A 17,259-nucleotide genomic window follows, 5' to 3' on the forward strand; every position below is an offset into this window, starting at 1 on the left:
CCCGCCTGGCCCACCACCCCTCCGGCGAAGCGAAGGCGACGGCGACCCGCTGATCCGCCTGCCGGGGACCGGGCCCGTGCAGACCGCCGCTGGACCGGACGTCGTGGTCCCTGCCTCGGGCCCGCTAGCCGAGGCCGCCGTTGCTCATCAGGAGCTGCCCGTTGATCCACTGGCCCTGCGGCGAGCACAGGAACGACACGAGGTTCGCGGTGTCGTGCGGCGTGCCGAGGCGGCCGAGCGGGGTGAGGCGCAGCATCTGCTCGCGGACCTCCTCCGACATCCAGCCGGTGTCCACCGGCCCCGGGTTGACGGCGTTGGCGGTGACGCCCAGGTGGGCGAGCTCGTGCGCGGCGGCCAGAGTGATGCGGTCCAGGGCGCCCTTGCTGGCGCCGTAGGGCAGGTTGCCGACCGTGTGGTCGCTGGTGAGCGCGACGATCCGGCCGGTGCCGTGCGCGCCGGTGAAGCGGCGGCCGAACTCGCGGATCAGCAGCCACGTGGCCCGCGCGTTGACCGCGAAGTGCCGGTCGAAGCTCTCCACGGTGGTGTCGAGCAGGCCGGAGTCGACCGACTCGCAGTGGCACATCACCAGGGCCGTGACCGTGCCGAGGCGGCGTTCGACCTCGTCGAAGACGGACGCCGGGGCGTCCGGGTCCGACAGGTCCGCCTCGACGGCGGCGGTGGCCGCGCCGTGGGCGGCCAGGGCTTCGGTGATGGCGCCGGTCGCGCCGGGCTCGACGCCCCAGGTCATGCGCTCGTCGTACGGGGTCCAGAAGGTGAAGGCGACGTTCCAGCCGTCCGCCGCGAGCCGTTCGGCGATGCCCGCGCCGATGCCGACCGTGCGGCCGACACCGGTCACCAGCGCCAGCGGGCGGGGGACGTCGCTCTCATGTGCAGTCGTCACACGGCATGATCCTGGAAGGCGTGGCGCCCCCTTGGCAACCGGATTTCAGGAGACACGATGATCCACCGCTTCACGGTCGGCGACCTGTCGTGCGCCGTCATCAGCGACGGCCAGCCCGAGCCGCCCTGGGAGCCGCCGCTGGCCGAGTTCTACACCCCCGGCACGGGGGTGCCGGAGCACGAGCTGCGGGCCGCCACGGCGGAGGAAGGGCTCGGCAGGACCACGCTGACCTGCGGGTACAACTGCCTGTGCGTGGAGACCTCCGGCGGCCTGGCGGTGATCGACACCGGGCTCGGCCAGGGCTTCCCCGGGTACGGGCCCGCCATCGAGCCGCTGGTCGGCCGGTTCGGCGCGGGCCTGGCGGAGGCCGGGTTCAAGCCGTCCGACCTCGCCGCCGTCGTCTTCACCCACCTGCACGAGGACCACGTCAGGGGCGCCACCTGGCCGGGCGAGCTCGCGTTCCCCGAGGCGGTCGGGTACGCGCACTCCGCCGAGGTGGCGTTCTGGTCCGGCCGGAGCGGTGAGCTCCCCGACGAGCAGCGACGGCCCGCGCAGGAGGTGATCAGGCTCTTCGGCGAGCGGCTGCGCCCCGTCGAGTACGGCATCGAGCTCCTGCCCGGCGTGCACACCGTCGACGCCGCCGGCCACACCCCGGGACACACGGCGGTCCTGCTGCGCTCGCGCGGGGAACGGCTGCTCTGCCTCGGCGACACCTTCTACGACCCGCTCCAGCTCGCCCACCCCGCGTGGCGCACGCCCTGGGACCACGACGCCGCCCGCTCGGTCGGCAGCCGCCGCCGGCTGCTGGCCTGGGCCGCCGACGAGAGCCTGCTGGTGCACGCCTACCACCTGCCCTTCCCCGGCCTGGGCCGGATCGAGCGCCGGGCGGACGCCTTCGCCTGGAGACCGCTCGCCGCCGGATCATGACATCGACGTGAAAGATCTCTCACCGCAGGCCGCCCTCATGGCCTCCATCCGGAGACCACGGGCCGTCGTGCGGTCGCCGCGTTCCTGCCGGCACACCGATGGCCCGGCAGGGGCGCGTCGCCGCGTGGAGGGCTGCCGGGTGAAGGGGGAAGGCCAGGGGAGGGGGGCAGGCCGGGGCGTCAGACCCGGTCGGCCGCGATCAGCAGGTACTGGAAGCTGCCGCTCTTGTACGCCTCCAGGAAGGCGTCCTCGATCCCGGTGGCCAGATGCGTCCTGGCCCGCAGCTCCCAGTACGGGATGGTCGCCGCCGTGAGGTCCACCACGCTCACCGGCACGAGGCGGTGGGCGGCCAGCTCCTTGAAGTAGGTGCTGCGCGAATGGATGTCGCAGATGTAGTGGGCGTTGATCTGGCTGATGGCGCGCGAGGGCAGGCCGTAGGCGTCGTTGTAGCAGCCGGTGATGCAGACGTAGCGGCCGCCGCGGCGCAGCAGCCTGGAGTGCTCGGCGAACAGCAGCGACAGCTCGACGTACATCGTGCTCTCGTTGTTCCAGATGGCCTGGAAGTCACCGGTGGGGAAGCCGGTGTCGAGCATGTTGCGGAAGTGGAAGCGCACCTTGTCGTCCACGCCGCGCTCCTTGGCCTGCTGGTTGGCGAAGGCGACCTGGGACTCGGAGATCGACACGCCGTCCACCTGGCAGCCGGTGCGCAGGTTGGCCAGGAAGCTGGAGCCGCCGCGGCCCGACCCGGCGTCCATGACGCGGTGCTCGGGGCGGAGCGGGCCGAGATGCGCGATGAGCGTCTCCGCCTGCGCGCTCTCCAGCCGGTGCAGCTCGTTGACGACGCGTCTCTCCCTGGTCTCGGCGGGGCCGTCGAGCACCGACCAGTCCACCTCACCGATGCCGTAGTGGTGGTGGTACAGGCCGTCCACCTCTCCCAGGCGCAGGTTGACCGGATTCTCCTCGGCATTCCAGTAGTCGGCGACGGATTGCTGGTAGAGGCTGCTCAGAACGGGGACAGCGTTCGGGGTGACGGTCACCTCGGGCTCCTTCCTGGTTGTGATCAACGGGGTCGTCGGGTCAGGACTGGTAGCGGCTCGTACTGCCGTGCCACTCGATGCCCCCGGCCATCCACGCCTGCGCGCCGCGCAGGAAGCGCTTCAGCTCGGGGGAGGGCAGGGCGGACAGCTCCCGCTGGCTCTGCTCGAACCCGCGGACGAACTCGTTGTGCAGGTGGACCGTGCGCTCGACGGCCTCGCGGGTCGAGCAGCCCTCCTCGGCGGCCATGAGCAGCACCACGTTGGAGTCGGGCAGCTCGTCGGCCGCCTCCTTGGCCGCCGAGTGCAGGTCGTTGACCAGCACGGCGGCGGTGCCCGCCTGCATGAGGGCGGTGTGGAAGCGCCGTTCCGCGAACAGGTGCGGCGACAGCTCGTAGCCGCCGACGATGTCGATGAGCACCATGGAGGTGTAGAAGCTGTCGTGCTGGCGGGCCGCCAGATAACGCCACACCGGTGGCGGCGTCTCCAGGAAGCGCCAGGCGGCGTAGGCCGTCCAGCTCACGTACATCTGGCTGGTGATGTTGCACAGCCGCATGACCTGCGCCGACGTGGCGTGGCGGGCGGCGTGGCTGGTGGCCGAGCGCAGCGCGACCAGCACGGGGTCGCTCCTGATCGCCTCCTCGAGCTGCTCGGTGTAGCCGCCGGCGTCCGGCGGCGGGTCCATGGCCGACATGACCAGCGCCAGCCTCGGCGGCAGCTCGGTGGGCGTGGCGCCCAGATCGGTCTCGTCGGCGTAGTAGTCGTCGGCCGCCCACCAGGCGCTGTTCATCTGCGCCGCGATCAGCAGCATGTCGGGGTCGTCGGTGTCGGTGTGGGTGAGCATGGCCAGCCGCCCGAACCCCGTCGAGGCGAACTCCGCCATCCGCCCCTCGTGCAGCCCGATCCGCTCCGCCCACGCCACCAGCCGCCGGTCCACCTCCGCGCCCAGCACGTCGTCCACGCGGTCGGCCTCGGGACAGTAGAGCGGCGGGTACGTGCCGTCCCCCCAGTCGCGCTCCCGGTAGGGCAGCGGCGACAGGCTGAGGCCGCCGAGCCTGCCGGAGCCGCCGCTGGAGGGCGGCTGGTGCCCGTCCCCCTCCTCGAACGTGTGCCGGTACGGCCGCAGCGCCGAGCGCAGGCTGAGCGTGTACGAGCCCAGGCCCGTCGGCCCGGCTGGGATGTCAGACATAACGCGCCTCTTCCTGGGGCGGGCGGGTCACGAGCGCGGGGCGGCGACGTCGACGTCCTCGAGGATCCCGATCGCGTCGGGCACCAGGATCGCCACCGAGTAGTAGGCGCTGACCAGGTACGACATCACGGCCTGCGCGTTGATGCCCATGAAGCGCACGTTCAGCCCCGGCTCGAACTCCTCGGGGATGCCCGTCTGGTAGAGCCCGACCACACCCTGGTCGTCCTCGCCCGTCCGCAGGGCCAGGATCGACGTGGTGCGATGCGGCGAGATCGGGATCTTGCCGCAGGGGAAGATCGGGATGCCCCGCCACGCCGGCACCTCGTGCCCGTTCACCTCGGTGCTGCCCACGACCAGCCCGCGCTTGTTGCACTCGCGGAAGAACGCGGCGATCGCCTTGGGATGGGCCAGCAGCAGCCGGGTCTTGCGCCGCATGCTGATCAGCTCGTCGAGGTCGTCGGGGGTGGGCGGGCCCGACCAGGTGTAGATGCGCTGGTCGTAGTCGGTGTTGTGGAGCAGCCCGAACTCGCGGTTGTTGAGCAGCTCCGACTCCTGGCGCTCGCGCAGCTCGTGGATGGTCAGGCGGAGCTGCTGCTCGATCTGGTTCATCGGGTCGTTGAACAGGTCGGCGACCCGGGTATGGACCCGCAGGATGGTCTGGGCGACGCTCAGCTCGTACTCGCGGGGGTGCAGGTCGTAGTCCACGAACGTGCCGTCGATGACCGGCTCGCCGGTGTGACCGGCCGACAGGCGCACGGCCGCCTCGCCGCGGCGGTTGACCGGCCTGCGCAGCGTGTCGAGGTATCCGGCGAGGTGCTCGCGCAGCGCGGCCGAGCGATCCGCCACGCGCCGCAGGCCGTCGCGCGGGGCGAACAGGACCGTGCACGGCGTGGCGGCCCTGAACGTGCACGGCCAGCGGGCCTCGTCCTCGACGAGGACCTCGTCGCCGAACTGGTCGCCGTCGGCGATGACGCCGAGGAACTGCGTGGCGCCGTACCGGCCGGTGGACAGGCGCTCGACCCGGCCGTGCGCGATCACCCAGGCGCCGGTGACGGGATCGCCCTCCTCGGCGACGACGTCTCCGGGCCGCAGCTCGCGCACCGCGAACTCGCCGGCGATGGCCGTCAGCACGCCGTCGTCGCCGAAGCCGCGCAGTGCGGGGATCTCCGTCAGCGTCCCCGGCACGATCCGCACGTCGCCGGCTCCGCCCGGCACCACGCCGACGCGCCCGCGCCCCGGCCGGTGCGTCAGCCGCCGGTTGACCCGGTACGTCCCGCCGCGCACGTCGACCCAGGGCAGCATGCGCAGCAGCCAGCGGGAGCTGACGGCCTGCATCTGCGGGCGGGTCTTGGTGGTCGTGGCCAGGTTGCGCGCGGCCCGGGTGTCCAGGCTGAGCCGGGTTTCCGTCGGGTCCGTGGGCATTCTTCCTCCGGGGGGTCGGGCAGGCAGTCGCTACTAAAAGTAGTTATATGGCCACGCAGCGTAGAGTCTCTTGATCGATAGGAATGCTGTCGGGCAGGTGAGCCCGATCTGGCTTGCAGGTCAGTACCTGCGACAACCGGAGGGAACATGAACGACGCGTACGACACAGTGGCCATCGTCACGGGAGCCGACTCCGGCATCGGCAAGGCCACCGCGGTGGCGCTGGCCGAGCAGGGCTTCGACGTCGGCATCACCTACCGCTCCGACCGCGACGGCGCGGAGGAGACCGCCCGCCTCGTCCGCGACCACGGGCGGGCGCCCGCGATCCGGCAGCACGACCTGACCGACCCCGTACGGGCCGCCGCGGTCGTGGACGAGCTGGCCGGCGAGCTGGGCGGGCTCGGCGTGCTGGTGAACAACGCGGGCACCGGCAGCCACGAGCCGCTGCTGGAGATGGCGTACGAGCGCTGGCGGGAGGTCCTGGCCGTGGACCTCGACGGCGCGTTCCTGTGCGCCCAGCGGGCGGCCAGGCGCATGGTGGCCACCGGGCGGGGCGGCCGGATCGTCAACGTCACCAGCGTGCACGAGGAGTACCCGAAGATGGGCTCGGGCCCGTACTGCGCCGCCAAGGGCGGGCTGCGCATGCTCACCCGGGTGCTGGCGCTGGAGCTGGCCGCCCACGGCATCACCGTCAACACGGTGGCGCCGGGCGAGATCGCCACCCCCATGACGGGGCAGGAGGACCTGCCGCCGCAGGAGGGCAGCCGGCCGGGCAACCCGATCCCCAGGCCGGGCGACGCCCGCGAGGTCGCGGCCGTCGTGGCCTTCCTGGCCGGGCCGGCCGCCTCGTACGTCACGGGCGCGACGGTGTTCGTGGACGGCGGCATGACGCTGATGGGCCCGCAGGGCGCCTCGGCCCTGGGTTCCGGCGAGTGGCGCAAGCTCTAGCCTCCAGCGTCTTCGCGTACGCGGGCGGTGAGCGGGCCTTCCGCGCCCTCGCCGCCGCCCACGGCCGGCGATGCCTGCTCGACCCGGTGCTGAAGCACCCGTTCTCGCGCGGCACGCGCGCCGACCACGTCGAGCGGCTGGCCGGCCTGCGCGCGTACATGGAGTGGGCCGTCCAGGAGGTGCTCTCCTGCTCGCCGCCCGGGGCGCGGGTGCCCTCAGGGCTGCCGGTGCCGCGCTGGTCCTGGGACGGCCCGGCGGGGCTCGCGGGGTAGATGATGTTCATCGACCGTTCAGTGCGCTGACCGCGGCCCGTCACCGTGATCGCAACCGGGCGCTCCACCCTCGTTTCGGACCAGTCCCGAAGCACCGATCAAGGCTGGCCGTAACGCTGGAGGAGCCCCGCATGCCGAGCACGTCCCTGTCCGTCCTGGCCGCCGGAGTCGCCGTGGCCGCCGCCGCGCTCGCCGGAGCGGGGCCGGCCACCGCCGAGTCGTCCGGGTCGTCCGCCTGCGCCGGCGCTCCCACCGGACCGGTGACGACCGGCGCGGTGTTCAGCGAGCCTGTCGGCGGGGACCCGGTCGCGATCGTGCGGACCCTCTGCGGTCTGGTCAAGCAGACGCCCGCGGGGGCGAGCATCCAGATCGCCCACTTCGTCATGTCCGGCACGGCCGGCGCCGAGTTCGCCGCCGAGCTGCTCGAAGCCCACCGGCGCGGCGTCAAGGTCCGGGTCGTGCTCGACGGCGACCAGCGGGGCGCGGCCGTGGCCGCCCAGCTCGCGGCCGGGCTCGGCACCGACCTCACGGGCGACTCGTGGCTGCACGTGTGCACCGGCCCGATGTCGGGCGGCACCGCCGCCTGCATCGGCGACAAGGGGCAGCACAACAAGTTCTACCTGTTCTCGCGGGCCGGCCGGGCCTCCGACGTGGTGGTGCAGTCCTCGGCCAACCTGACCGACCTGAACTCCACCACGTACTGGAACAACGCCCTCGTCCTCACCGGCGACAGGCGCCTGTACGCCGCCTACGACTCCTACTTCGCCGACCTGGCCGCCGAGCGGAAGAACCTCGACTACTACCGCGTCGTGCAGACGCGCAGCGCCCGCGCGCACTTCTTCCCCACGGCGGACGGCGACCCGATCGTGGACCACCTCGGCAAGGTCTCCTGCCGGCGCGGCACCACGATCAGGGTCGGCATGTCCGAGTGGGACGCCTACCGCGTCGCCATCGCCGAGCGGCTGCGCGACCTGGCCGGCAACGGGTGCCGCGTGCAGGTCGTGTACGGGATCGCCGCCGACGAGGTCAAGGCCGTCCTGGAAGCGCAGCCGCGCATCGAGCTGAGCACCCTCGGCTCCGGCAGTGCGCTGCCCGGCCGCATCCACTCCAAGTACCTGCTCATCGAGGGCTCCTACGACGGCGACCGCGACGCGCGCTGGGTCCTGACCGGCAGCCACAACTACAACGAGACCTCGCTGCGCCGCAACGACGAGACGCTGCTGCGGCTCAACGACAGGAACGTCTACCGGCAGTACGTGGCCAACTTCGAGCGCATGCGGGCCGCCGCCTCCCAGACCTGACAGCCGCCCGGGCCCGGCGGCCGGCACGATCCAGGCGGCCGGCACGATACCGGCGGCCGGCACGATCCAGGCGGCCGGCACGATCCAGGCGGGATCTGCCGGCCGCCTGCCGAGGGAACCTGGCTCACCAGCCCCGGCCGCGCAGGAAGGCGGCGCACCGCGCGGTCCAGTCGCCCACGACCGGGTCCTCCTCCGCCAGCCCGAGGCCGTGCCTGCCGCTGGGGTACACGTGCACCTCCTGCGCGACGCCGTGCCGGGCCAGCGCCTGGGAGAGCGACAGGGTGTTCTCGACGGGCACGGACTCGTCGTCGGCGGTGTGCCACAGGAACACGGGCGGCGTGTCCCCGGTCACCCGGTTCGCCAGCGAGAGCTCCTCGCGTACGGACTCGGGGGCGTCCGCGCCGAGCAGGTTCTCGGCCGACCCCCGGTGCGCGGCCGGGCCGGTCAGCGTGGTGACGGGGTAGCACAGCACCGCCAGCCCGGGCCGGGGATCGGCCTCGTCCACGGCGTCGTGCGGGCCCTCCGCCAGCATCGGGCCGGTCCCGGTGGCGAGCAGCCCCGCCAGGTGGCCGCCCGCCGAGAACCCCAGCACCCCCACCCTGGCCGGATCCACGCCGGCGCCCTCCGCGTGGTGCCGCACCCAGCGCACCGCCCTGGCGGCGTCGAGGAGGGGGAGCGGGTGGCGGTGCGGCGCGATCCGGTAACGCAGCACGAACGCCGCCACACCGAGCGAGTTCAGCCACCGCGCGACCGGGGCGCCCTCGTGGTCGGCCAGGTGGTGGTAGGCGCCGCCGGGCAACACCACGACCGCCGGCGCGGGGCCGCCGCCCGGCGCAGGGAAGGCGGTGATGGTGACCTCGCCGGTCGTGGGCCACAGGGGGTGCTCGCTCATGTTCCGTGCCTTTCGTGTCGATCGAGGACGGATAGTAGCGAGTGCGACCGGCCGGCACGTTGCCCGCCATGCTGGACGGTCGCGACGGGGATCGGCTGGGCCGTCGCCGCGTCACGCCTGCGGCCCGGCGACCGGCCTGCCCGGCCCGCACCGGGCGGGGGCGGGACGGTCTCGGCTCGGCTAGTAGCCGGGGAAGACGCGGCGCAGCAGGTCGAGGTCGGCGGCGCCGGTCGTGGCGACGCCCTCGGGCGTGTGGCGCGGCGCCAGGCGGCCCGCCACGAGTCGCAGCCACGACTCCGCAGGCAGCAGCAGCGTGCCGTCGGCCGTGCCGGGAACGTCGAAGTCCACGCTGACGCGCTCGCCCAGCCGTAGCGCGAAGTCCGACGCCGGGTCCGTCGTGGTGACGTGCACGACCGCGCGCCGGCCTTCGAGCCATTCCGGCTTGGCGGCCCAGCCAAGGAGGTCGGGCGCCCCGTGCAGGAGCTCGCGGGTGGCGTCCGGCGCCAGGGTGGCGTGCTCGTCGAAGGCGACCTGTACGTCCCACGCGTGCAGGGTCAGCTCGCTGAGCCGCATCCGCCCGGCCGTGGCCACGTCGACCGGCTCCGGCAGGAAGCCCAGGTCGATGCGCAGGCTCGTCCGCGTGTCCTGGTCGAGCGACTCGTAGAGCTCGGTCAGGGCCTGGCTCGACCGGAGGAAGCCGTCGGCGCGCTGCCGGCGCGTCATGGCGTTCCACCGGTCCCAGACCGGCTGCATGAAGTCGCGGCCGGGACCCGGCTCGCCGTCGAGGGCGGCGCGGAGGGTGGCACGCGTGATCTCGGCGCCGCTCCCGAGGTGGCTGAGCACCTCCGAGACGTCCCATTCGGCCGAGCCCGAGCGCCGGGCCAGGTCGTCGTCGGCGAACGAGGACACGGTCGCGGCCAGGGAGTCATGTCCGGTACGAAGTGCGGTGATCACCGCGTCAGGGCTGGTCATCTGGTCTCCAAGGGGTGAGTACGGAGCCCGTCTCCGCCGGGGCTCTCGGTAGGGCGGTGCGCTCAGGCCGTGGCGACGGCCTCGTAGAAGCTCCTGGCGGTGAGCGCGATCCACTCGGGCCGCTCCCAAGTGTCCCAGCGGTCACGGGCCTCCCGGTCGATCTGCGCCGCCGCCTCGCCGGCGGAGAGACCGGCCGCGCGCAGGCGCCCGGCCTCGTCGCGTACGTAGGCCAGGTAGTCGCGGACCTCCGTGATCAGCGAGGCGCCGGTCACCTCCCCGTGCCCCGGGACGACGATCTCGGGGCCGAGCCCGGCGAGCCGGTCGAGCACGCCGATCCAGCCGGCGCCGTCCACGTCGGCGTCGTGCGGCGGGAAGTACGGGGTGATCGGGAAGATCCGGGTCTCGAACAGGTCGCCCCCGAACAGGACGCGATCATCGACGAGCACCACCTGGTCGGAGGCGGTGTGCGCCGGGCCGACGGGACGCAGCCGCGCCAGCCGGCCGCCGAGGTCGAGCTCGGCCTCGCCGTCGTGGACGAGGTCCGGGCCGGTGAGTTCCACGCCTTCGAGCTCGGCAGCCACGCTCGCGCCCAGCCCCCGGAACATGTCCAGGTAGGCGCGGCCCTTGCGGCGCAGCTCGTCGCGCTGGCCCCGGTTGTAGACGATGGTCGCGGCGCCCTTGAAGGCCTGCGCGCCGAAGCCGTGCTCGGGATGGAAGTGGGTGACGGTCAGGTACAGGCGGCGGTCGCCGGCCAGGCGGCGGGCCTGCTCCAGGACGTACGCGCCGTTGCGCGGGCCCAGTCCGGTGTCGATGACCAGCGCGGCCTCGTCCCCGACCACGATGCCGACGTTCGGCACCAGCTCCACGCGCCGGTCGGGGATCACGAAGACGCCGTCGGCGACCTGCACCGGCTCGCCCGCCACGACCGGTGGCGGCGCGCCGGTCAGGCCGGGCGCGCCCGGCGCGGTGTTCGGCGTGGTGTTCGGCGTGGTGTTCGGCGTGCCGGGCGGGTGTTCGGTGGGGCACATCCCAGGCTCCGATCTGATCAGCGTTCAGATTGCATCGCGAGCCTAACATCGATCTGAGCACTGTTAAGATCCGGGCATGGGCAAGCGGCGGTACCACCACGGAGAGCTGCGCGGCGCGCTGCTGGACGCCGCCGAGGCGCTGGTGCGCGAGCGCGGAGCCGACGGCTGGTCGCTGCGGGAGGCCTCGGCGCGGGTCGGAGTCAGCCCGAGCGCCGCCTACCACCACTTCTCCTCGCGCGACGCGCTCGTCCACGCCCTGTCGGAGTGCGTCCTCGCCCGGCTGGGGGAGCGGATGGCCGCCGCCACGGCCGCCGCCGGGCGCGGTTCCGATCCGCTGCGGCGCCTGGTCGCCCTGGGGTGCGGCTACGTGCGCTGGGCCGTGGAGGATCCTGCGGTCGCCCGCCTCGCCTTCGGGGCCGGCGCGACCGGCCCCGCACCCGCGATCACACCCCACCCGCACGACGTCCTCGACGCGGAGCTGGACCGGCTCGTCGAGGCGGGCACCCTGCCCGCCCCGTCGCGCGCCGGCGCGGAGTTCGTCGTCTGGGCGGCGCTGCACGGGCTCGCCGTCCTGCTCATCGACGGGCTCGTGCACCTCGACGGCCCTCAGGCCGTGGACCAGGAGGCGGACCGGGTCGTCCGGGCCGTGCTGAACGGCCTGGCCCAGGAGCCGCCACCGCCGCGGGAGCGACCGGCTCCCCGCTCCGCCCACACGGAGCGCCGCGCCGGGCGCTCCGCCACCTGACGCTCAGCGCGCCGTCACGGCGCCGTCACGGCGCCGTCGAGCACCGAGGCGACGACCGAGCGGACGTCCTCGGGCCAGAGCGGCAGGCCGTCCAGGCCGGCGAACAGCAGGTGCGCGGCCCCCACCAGCGTGGGAGCGAGCCGGTCGACCTCGGCGCCGGCCGCGATGCGGCCGAGGTCCTGCTCGGCGGTGAGGTAGTCGGACAGGATGATCCCCATCTCCGTCAAGACCGGGACGCCCCCGACCGGTCTGGCCTCGCGCAGCCGGACGCGCACCTGGTTGTGGAAGGTGACCAGGGCGACGATCGACACGGCGACCGGGTCGAAGAGCTTGATCAAGGCGTCGGAGAGGTTGTCGACCACGGTGCCCGTCCCGGCGGAATCCCGCAGGACGGCGCCCTGGGCCTGCATCAGGCCGATGCGGTCGAGCACGAACTCGGCGAGAAAGGCGTCGAAGGACTCGAAGTGCCGGTGCAGGACCCCCTTGGCGCAGCCGGCCTGCGTGGTCACCGCCCGGCTGGTCAGCGCGTCCGGGCCGCCCTGCCGCAGGACCTGCTCGGCCGCGGCGAAGAGCTGGTCCCGCGGGTCGCGCAGGTGCACCCCTGTCGGCATGGTCGATCCTCTTCCGGCCCCTGGACGACGCCGCCCGCCTTGACGAACGGGCGCATGCCCACTATTGTGGGCCTACGCCCACTATAGCGCAGGAGTCCTGCGCGCTGCCCTGCCTGCGCAGCAAGGGCCTGATCACGGTGAGCTGCGCCGCGGCCAGCAGCAGGCACGCGAGAGCCAGCCCGCCCCACAGACCTCCCGGTCCGGCGCGCTCCAGCAGTTGCGTGCCGCAAAGAGGCGCCAGGACGGTGGCGAAACCCCAGCAGGTGCCGAAGACCGACAGGTAACGCCCCCGCGCGTCCCGGGGCGCGATATCGACGACGAGGGCGTAGCTGCGCCCGAACATCAGCACGTCACCGGCGCTCCACACCACCGTGGCGGCGAGGTGGCCCGGCAGCCCGTCCGCGGCGGCGTAGCCGGCCAGCCCCGTGGCGAGCAGCAGGTAGCCGGACGTCATCGCCGCATGGTGGGACAGCCCGGCCGTCCACCGCAGCAGCGGCTGGCAGAGCACCATCACGACGGCCGAGACGGCCGACAGCAGCCCGGCGTCGGCCGCCTCCAGCCCGCGCCGTACCAGGGCCAGCGGCATCGCCATCCCGACCTGCATGAAGATCACCGCGAAGAGCGTGCCGGAGAGCAGGAGCGCGAGGAGCCTGCGGTCGCGCCAGGCCGACCCCCTGCCGGCCGCCTGCCCCCCGGCCGGGCGGGCGGCAGGCGGCGGATCGGCGGGCAGCACGAGGCGGATCACGGCCGCGCAGATCAGGCAGCTCACGGCGTCCGCGACGAACAGCCAGCGCAGGTCCCACCGGCCCAGGCCCGCGGCGATCAGGCCGGCGCCCATGCCGCCCACCGCCAGAGCCGTGTTGAACAGGCTGAACGCCTGCGCCTGCTGGGCGGGCCGTACCGCGTCGGCGATCATCGCCTGCGACGGCGGCTCGTAGATCTCGAAGACCAGCCCGAGCAGGACGGCGAACACCGCGACCATCGCCACGGAGCCGGAGACCGCGATGCCCGCCTGCGCCAGCGCGCACCCCGCCAGCCCGGCGACGATCGTGCGGCGGCGGCCGAACCGGTCGGCCAGTACGCCGCCCAGCAGCCGCGAGGGGATCGTGGCCAGGCCGAAGGCGGCGGAGATCGCCCCGGCGGCGACCACGCCCACCCCGAAGTCGCTGGTGATCAGGACGGTGAGGAACCCGATGGAGAAGGCTCCCAGCCGGTTGACCGCCCGTGCCAGGACGAGCCACCACACCGTACGCGGCAAGCGCCCCGCACCCCTGGTGATCGGCACGTTCACCTCCCATGTGACCGACGAACCTGATAACGTCAGTCACGGACACTAGGGCGGAAGGAGTGACCAGTCAAGTGTTGTTCGATAGTCACGTGGCGATCCTGCTCGACACCGCGGTATCGCTCGTGAACGTGCTGACCGACGGCGGCGACCGCGGCAAGCCCTACGTCGCGCCCAAGGGCGACTCGCTGCCGGACATGATCCGCGCCGTGCTGCCGGGCAACGTGACGGTGTCCATGGAGGAGGCTCTCTACCTGGCCGGGACCACGCTCAAGGTCCGGCGCGTGTTCGAGGCCATGGACGCCCGGCGGGAGGACGACGCCGCCGCCGTCGTCAACGCGCTCGTCATCAGCACCGGCGCGCGGCCCCAGCTCGACCGCGCTCCCGGCGAGCCGTGGCAGGTCCACTTCCACGGCGCCGACGACAGCCTCGCCGTGGGGTGGAGCGCGGGCATCGCCTCCGCGCTGACGCTGGCCATCGGCAGCGACCTCGGCGGGCGCCTCGGGGTCTGCCAGGCCAGGCAGTGCGACCGCGTGTACGTGGACGCCTCCCGCAACGGGGTGCGCCAGTTCTGCTCCCGCTCCTGCCAGAGCCGGATGAAGGCGGCGGCCTTCCGCGCCCGCTCGACCGCCCGCCACTCCGGCTGAGGCGGTCGTCTTCCGGAGCGCTGCCCAAGACCTTCACCGGCAAGATCCAAAGAACGTCCTCGGGCAGCGCGCCGCAGGTTAACCGCCGTCCGGAAGGGAAGGTCGCACCCACGGAGCGGACATCGGCAGTGGGGGCGTCATGGTCACTTCGCGCAGCGTCTTCCGGCGCAAGCCGGTGGCGCAGATCGCCACGGAGCACGAGGGGGAGCTGTCCAGGTCGCTCGGGCTGTGGCAGCTCACCGCCATCGGCGTGGGCGGCATCATCGGCGCGGGCATCTTCGCCCTGGCCGGCGCGGTCGCCCACGAGAGCGCGGGCCCGGCCGTGCTCGTGTCGTTCCTCATCGCGGGCATCGCCAGCGCCGCCGCCGCGCTCTCCTACGCCGAGTTCGCCGGCCTGATCCCGAAGGCCGGCTCGGCCTACACCTACGGGTACGCGGTGCTGGGGGAGATCGTCGGCTGGTTCATCGGCTGGGACCTGCTTCTGGAGTACACCGCGATCGTCGCGGTCGTGGCCATCGGCATCTCCGGCTACTTCGGTTTCCTGCTCCAGCACCTCGGCATCACGCTGCCCGCCTGGTCGCTCGGCGCGCCCGGCACCGGGCCCGGGCACGTGGTGGACCTGTTCGCGGCGGTGCTGTGCCTGCTCATCGCGGCGCTGCTGAACCTCGGGATCCGCGCGGCGGCCAGGTTCGAGACGTTCGTGGTGGCGATCAAGGTCGCGGTCGTGCTGCTGGTCATCGTGGTCGGCTTCTTCTACATCAACACCGCCAACTACACGCCGTTCTTCCCGTTCGGGGTCGGCGGCGCCATCACCGGCGCCGCCACCGTGTTCTTCGCGGTGTTCGGCTACGACGCGATGAGCACCGCGGCCGAGGAGTCGCGCGACGCGACGCGGCACATGCCCAAGGCGATCATCTACTCGCTGGTCATCTCCATGGTCCTGTACGTGCTGGCCTGCCTCGTCCTGACCGGCATGCAGAACTACCGGGAGATCGACCCGGAGAGCGGCTTCTCCTCGGCCTTCGCCGCCGCCGGGCTGTCGGGCCTGGCGACGGTCATCGCGGTGGGCGCCATCGTCGGCATCCTCACCGTCATGTTCACGTTCATGCTCGGCGTCACCCGGGTCTGGTTCTCGATGAGCAGGGACGGGCTGCTGCCGGCCTGGTTCGCCAGGCTGCACCCCGTGCGCAGGGTGCCCACGCGCGTCACCTGGATCGTGGGCGTCGCCTCGGCGCTGATCGCCGGGTTCCTGCCCATCCAGGAGGCGGCCGAGCTGACGAACATCGGCATCCTGCTGGCGTTCGTGGTGGTGTGCGTGGCGGTGATCGTGCTGCGCTACCGGCAGCCGGACCTGCCGCGCTCGTTCCGCACGCCGTGGATGCCCGTGGTGCCGGCCGTGGGGGTGCTGTTCTCGATCTGGCTGATCACCTTCCTCGCGCCGGTGACGTGGCTGCGCTTCGCCGCCTGGTTCCTGCTCGGGCTGATCGTCTACTTCGCCTACAGCAAGCGGCACTCCGCGCTGGAGTGAGCGCGTCACATCGGGCCGCCCGCGAACGTCAGTGTGGTGACGGACGGACGACAGCGAGACGAGGCCCGATGAACGATCGTGAATTCCTGGCAGGCCGGTTCGAGGCGCACCGGGGGCACCTGAAGGCGGTGGCGTACCGGATGCTGGGCTCGCTCAGCGAGGCCGAGGACGCCGTTCAGGAGGCGTGGCTGCGGCTGAGCCGCACCGGCCCCGGCGACGTGGAGAACCTGGCCGGCTGGCTGACCACGGTCGTCGGCCGGGTGTGCCTCGACATGCTGCGCGCCCGCACCTCGCGCCGCGAGGAGTCGCTGGAGGCGCGCATGCCCGACCCCGTGGTGAGCCCCGCCTCCGGGCCCGACCCCGAGCAGGCGGCGCTGCTGGCCGACTCCGTCGGGCTGGCGCTGCTGGTGGTGCTGGAGTCGCTCACCCCGGCCGAGCGGCTGGCGTTCGTGCTGCACGACATGTTCGCGGTGCCGTTCGAGGAGATCGCGCCGCTCGTCGGGCGCTCCCCGGCCACGGCCAGGCAGCTCGCCAGCAGGGCCAGGCGGCGGGTACGCGGCGCCGCGCCGGTGCCCGACCCCGACCTGTCCAGGCAGCGGGAGATCGTCGAGGCGTTCATCGCGGCCGCGCACCGCGGCGACTTCGCGGCGCTGGTGGCCGTGCTCGACCCCGACGTGGTGCTGCGTGCCGACGCCGGCGCGCTGACCGGCGGCCTGGCGGAGGTCCGCGGCGCGGCGAACGTCGCCGGCCAGGCGCTGACGTTCCGCCGCTACTCGCCGTCCACCGCGCACTCGGCGCTGGTCAACGGACTGGCCGGGGTGGTCAACACCGTGGACGGCAGGCCGTCGGCGGTCATGAGCTTCACGATCACGGACGGCCGCATCGTCGAGATCGACATCCTCGCCGACCCGGAGCGGCTGGCCGAGCTCGACCTGGCGGTGCTCGGCGACTGAGCCGGGGCGTCACTTGGCGGCGGGGCGGGCCCGCACGTGCATGCGCTCGCCCTGCGGGCCGAAAAGCGCCAGCACCTCGGTGGGCTCGTCGGCCTCGTTGACGAACGCGTGCGGCGTGCGGGTGTCGAACTCGGCCACCTCGCCCGCCCCCAGCACCACGTGATGCTTGCCGAGCAGCAGGCGCAACCGCCCTGAGAGCACGTACAGCCACTCGTAACCCTCGTGGACCTGCTGCTCCGGCTCGTAGCCCGGCCACCCCGGCGGGTAGATCTGCTTGAACGCCTGCAGCCCGCCGGGCCGTCGGCTCAGCGGGACGTACGTCATGCCGTGCCGCTTGAGCGGCCGCATGTGCACCCGCGGGTCACCCGTCACCGGGGCGTCGATCAGCTCGTCGAGCTGCACCTGAAAGGCGTCGGCCAGCAGCAGCATCAGCTCCAGCGTGGGCTTGCGCCCGCCGGACTCCAGCCGCGACAGGGTGCTGACCGAGATGCCGGTGCTCTTCGACAGCTCCGCCAGCGTCGTGCCCCGCTCCTGGCGCATCGCCCGCAGCCGCGGGCCGACCGCCTGCAGCACCACCTCGAGTTCCACCCGCCCTACTTTGCCA

18 protein-coding genes are annotated in these 17,259 nt (G+C 73.0%); 8 read left to right on the plus strand and 10 right to left on the minus strand.

The genetic code is table 11. From position 1 onward, the window contains the following. Positions 1-124: 124 nt before the first annotated feature. Entirely contained in the window at positions 125-901 is a 777-nt protein-coding gene (locus tag AB0I79_RS42150; protein WP_357885766.1) for an SDR family oxidoreductase, read from the minus strand. Between the two features lie 57 nt (positions 902-958). Here AB0I79_RS42150 and AB0I79_RS42155 point away from each other — a divergent pair, with 57 nt between their 5' ends. Next, on the plus strand, positions 959-1,828 hold the full coding sequence (locus tag AB0I79_RS42155; RefSeq protein ID WP_357885768.1) for an MBL fold metallo-hydrolase: 870 nt from the start codon (positions 959-961) through the stop codon (positions 1,826-1,828). A 179-nt stretch (positions 1,829-2,007) separates the two neighbouring features. Here AB0I79_RS42155 and AB0I79_RS42160 read toward each other — a convergent pair whose 3' ends face one another. Genes AB0I79_RS42160 through AB0I79_RS42170 form a run of 3 tightly spaced genes read right to left on the minus strand, consistent with a single transcriptional unit; the run spans position 2,008 to position 5,473 of the window. Then, on the minus strand, positions 2,008-2,865 hold the full coding sequence (locus tag AB0I79_RS42160; RefSeq protein WP_357885770.1) for a geranyl diphosphate 2-C-methyltransferase: 858 nt from the start codon (positions 2,863-2,865) through the stop codon (positions 2,008-2,010). 40 nt (positions 2,866-2,905) lie between these two features. Next, entirely contained in the window at positions 2,906-4,051 is a 1,146-nt protein-coding gene (locus AB0I79_RS42165) for a family 2 encapsulin nanocompartment cargo protein terpene cyclase (RefSeq protein WP_357885772.1), read from the minus strand. 27 nt (positions 4,052-4,078) lie between these two features. Beyond that, positions 4,079-5,473 carry a family 2B encapsulin nanocompartment shell protein gene (locus AB0I79_RS42170; RefSeq protein ID WP_357885774.1) on the minus strand — a complete coding sequence of 465 codons (1,395 nt, stop codon included), beginning with the start codon at positions 5,471-5,473 and terminating at the stop codon, positions 4,079-4,081. A gap of 147 nt (positions 5,474-5,620) precedes the next feature. Between AB0I79_RS42170 and AB0I79_RS42175 the strand changes: the two genes are divergently transcribed. From AB0I79_RS42175 to AB0I79_RS42185, 3 genes are all read left to right on the plus strand, one after another. Continuing rightward, entirely contained in the window at positions 5,621-6,421 is an 801-nt protein-coding gene (locus tag AB0I79_RS42175; protein ID WP_357885776.1) for an SDR family oxidoreductase, read from the plus strand. Then, positions 6,406-6,693, plus strand: a complete 288-nt coding sequence (locus AB0I79_RS42180) for a hypothetical protein (RefSeq protein ID WP_357885778.1) — start codon at positions 6,406-6,408, stop codon at positions 6,691-6,693. The genes AB0I79_RS42175 and AB0I79_RS42180 overlap by 16 nt, the downstream gene beginning before the upstream one ends. Positions 6,694-6,824: 131 nt before the next feature. Further along, a complete protein-coding gene (locus AB0I79_RS42185; protein ID WP_357885780.1) occupies positions 6,825-7,994 on the plus strand; it encodes a phospholipase D-like domain-containing protein in 1,170 nt (389 codons plus the stop codon). Between the two features lie 124 nt (positions 7,995-8,118). Here the strand turns inward: AB0I79_RS42185 and AB0I79_RS42190 are convergent, their stop codons facing one another. The 3 genes from AB0I79_RS42190 to AB0I79_RS42200 all read right to left on the minus strand — a co-directional run bounded on the left by AB0I79_RS42190 (position 8,119) and on the right by AB0I79_RS42200 (position 10,886). Then, positions 8,119-8,886: an alpha/beta hydrolase gene (locus AB0I79_RS42190; protein WP_357885782.1), complete on the minus strand. Its 768-nt coding sequence runs from the start codon at positions 8,884-8,886 to the stop codon at positions 8,119-8,121. Between the two features lie 180 nt (positions 8,887-9,066). Further along, positions 9,067-9,858, minus strand: a complete 792-nt coding sequence (locus AB0I79_RS42195; RefSeq protein WP_357885784.1) for a maleylpyruvate isomerase family mycothiol-dependent enzyme — start codon at positions 9,856-9,858, stop codon at positions 9,067-9,069. Between the two features lie 62 nt (positions 9,859-9,920). Beyond that, positions 9,921-10,886 carry an MBL fold metallo-hydrolase gene (locus AB0I79_RS42200; protein WP_357885786.1) on the minus strand — a complete coding sequence of 322 codons (966 nt, stop codon included), beginning with the start codon at positions 10,884-10,886 and terminating at the stop codon, positions 9,921-9,923. 76 nt (positions 10,887-10,962) lie between these two features. Here AB0I79_RS42200 and AB0I79_RS42205 point away from each other — a divergent pair, with 76 nt between their 5' ends. Then, entirely contained in the window at positions 10,963-11,631 is a 669-nt protein-coding gene (locus AB0I79_RS42205; protein ID WP_357885788.1) for a TetR/AcrR family transcriptional regulator, read from the plus strand. 14 nt (positions 11,632-11,645) lie between these two features. Here AB0I79_RS42205 and AB0I79_RS42210 read toward each other — a convergent pair whose 3' ends face one another. Together AB0I79_RS42210 and AB0I79_RS42215 are read right to left on the minus strand one after the other, a co-directional pair. Then, positions 11,646-12,242 (minus strand): TetR/AcrR family transcriptional regulator, encoded by a 597-nt coding sequence (locus AB0I79_RS42210; RefSeq protein WP_357885790.1) that lies wholly within the window; start codon positions 12,240-12,242, stop codon positions 11,646-11,648. Between the two features lie 61 nt (positions 12,243-12,303). Continuing rightward, positions 12,304-13,527 (minus strand): MFS transporter, encoded by a 1,224-nt coding sequence (locus AB0I79_RS42215; protein ID WP_357885792.1) that lies wholly within the window; start codon positions 13,525-13,527, stop codon positions 12,304-12,306. Positions 13,528-13,601: 74 nt separating this feature from the next. Here AB0I79_RS42215 and AB0I79_RS42220 point away from each other — a divergent pair, with 74 nt between their 5' ends. The 3 genes from AB0I79_RS42220 to sigJ all read left to right on the plus strand — a co-directional run bounded on the left by AB0I79_RS42220 (position 13,602) and on the right by sigJ (position 16,655). Continuing rightward, a complete protein-coding gene (locus tag AB0I79_RS42220; protein WP_357885794.1) occupies positions 13,602-14,174 on the plus strand; it encodes a CGNR zinc finger domain-containing protein in 573 nt (190 codons plus the stop codon). 139 nt (positions 14,175-14,313) lie between these two features. After that, the gene (locus AB0I79_RS42225) at positions 14,314-15,702 is read left to right on the plus strand and encodes an amino acid permease (protein ID WP_357885795.1); all 1,389 of its coding nucleotides are present in this window, start codon (positions 14,314-14,316) and stop codon (positions 15,700-15,702) included. Positions 15,703-15,770: 68 nt separating this feature from the next. After that, complete coding sequence (gene sigJ / locus AB0I79_RS42230) at positions 15,771-16,655, plus strand: RNA polymerase sigma factor SigJ (protein ID WP_357885797.1); 885 nt, start codon at positions 15,771-15,773, stop codon at positions 16,653-16,655. A 9-nt stretch (positions 16,656-16,664) separates the two neighbouring features. Here the strand turns inward: sigJ and AB0I79_RS42235 are convergent, their stop codons facing one another. After that, positions 16,665-17,243 carry an XRE family transcriptional regulator gene (locus AB0I79_RS42235; protein ID WP_357885799.1) on the minus strand — a complete coding sequence of 193 codons (579 nt, stop codon included), beginning with the start codon at positions 17,241-17,243 and terminating at the stop codon, positions 16,665-16,667. Between the last annotated feature and the right edge of the window lie 16 nt (positions 17,244-17,259).

Origin of the sequence: Nonomuraea sp. NPDC050202 (genome assembly GCF_040656115.1) — a bacterium.
GTDB lineage: Bacteria > Actinomycetota > Actinomycetes > Streptosporangiales > Streptosporangiaceae > Nonomuraea.

Coding starts and splice junctions, on each gene's coding strand:
- AB0I79_RS42175 (WP_357885776.1), top strand. CDS start 5,621: ATGAACGACGCGTACGACACAGTGGCCATCGTCACGGGAGCCGACTCC.
- AB0I79_RS42165 (WP_357885772.1), bottom strand. CDS start 4,051: ATGTCTGACATCCCAGCCGGGCCGACGGGCCTGGGCTCGTACACGCTC.
- AB0I79_RS42190 (WP_357885782.1), bottom strand. CDS start 8,886: ATGAGCGAGCACCCCCTGTGGCCCACGACCGGCGAGGTCACCATCACC.
- AB0I79_RS42210 (WP_357885790.1), bottom strand. CDS start 12,242: ATGCCGACAGGGGTGCACCTGCGCGACCCGCGGGACCAGCTCTTCGCC.
- AB0I79_RS42205 (WP_357885788.1), top strand. CDS start 10,963: ATGGGCAAGCGGCGGTACCACCACGGAGAGCTGCGCGGCGCGCTGCTG.
- AB0I79_RS42200 (WP_357885786.1), bottom strand. CDS start 10,886: ATGTGCCCCACCGAACACCCGCCCGGCACGCCGAACACCACGCCGAAC.
- AB0I79_RS42195 (WP_357885784.1), bottom strand. CDS start 9,858: ATGACCAGCCCTGACGCGGTGATCACCGCACTTCGTACCGGACATGAC.
- AB0I79_RS42155 (WP_357885768.1), top strand. CDS start 959: ATGATCCACCGCTTCACGGTCGGCGACCTGTCGTGCGCCGTCATCAGC.
- AB0I79_RS42185 (WP_357885780.1), top strand. CDS start 6,825: ATGCCGAGCACGTCCCTGTCCGTCCTGGCCGCCGGAGTCGCCGTGGCC.
- sigJ (WP_357885797.1), top strand. CDS start 15,771: ATGAACGATCGTGAATTCCTGGCAGGCCGGTTCGAGGCGCACCGGGGG.
- AB0I79_RS42170 (WP_357885774.1), bottom strand. CDS start 5,473: ATGCCCACGGACCCGACGGAAACCCGGCTCAGCCTGGACACCCGGGCC.
- AB0I79_RS42225 (WP_357885795.1), top strand. CDS start 14,314: ATGGTCACTTCGCGCAGCGTCTTCCGGCGCAAGCCGGTGGCGCAGATC.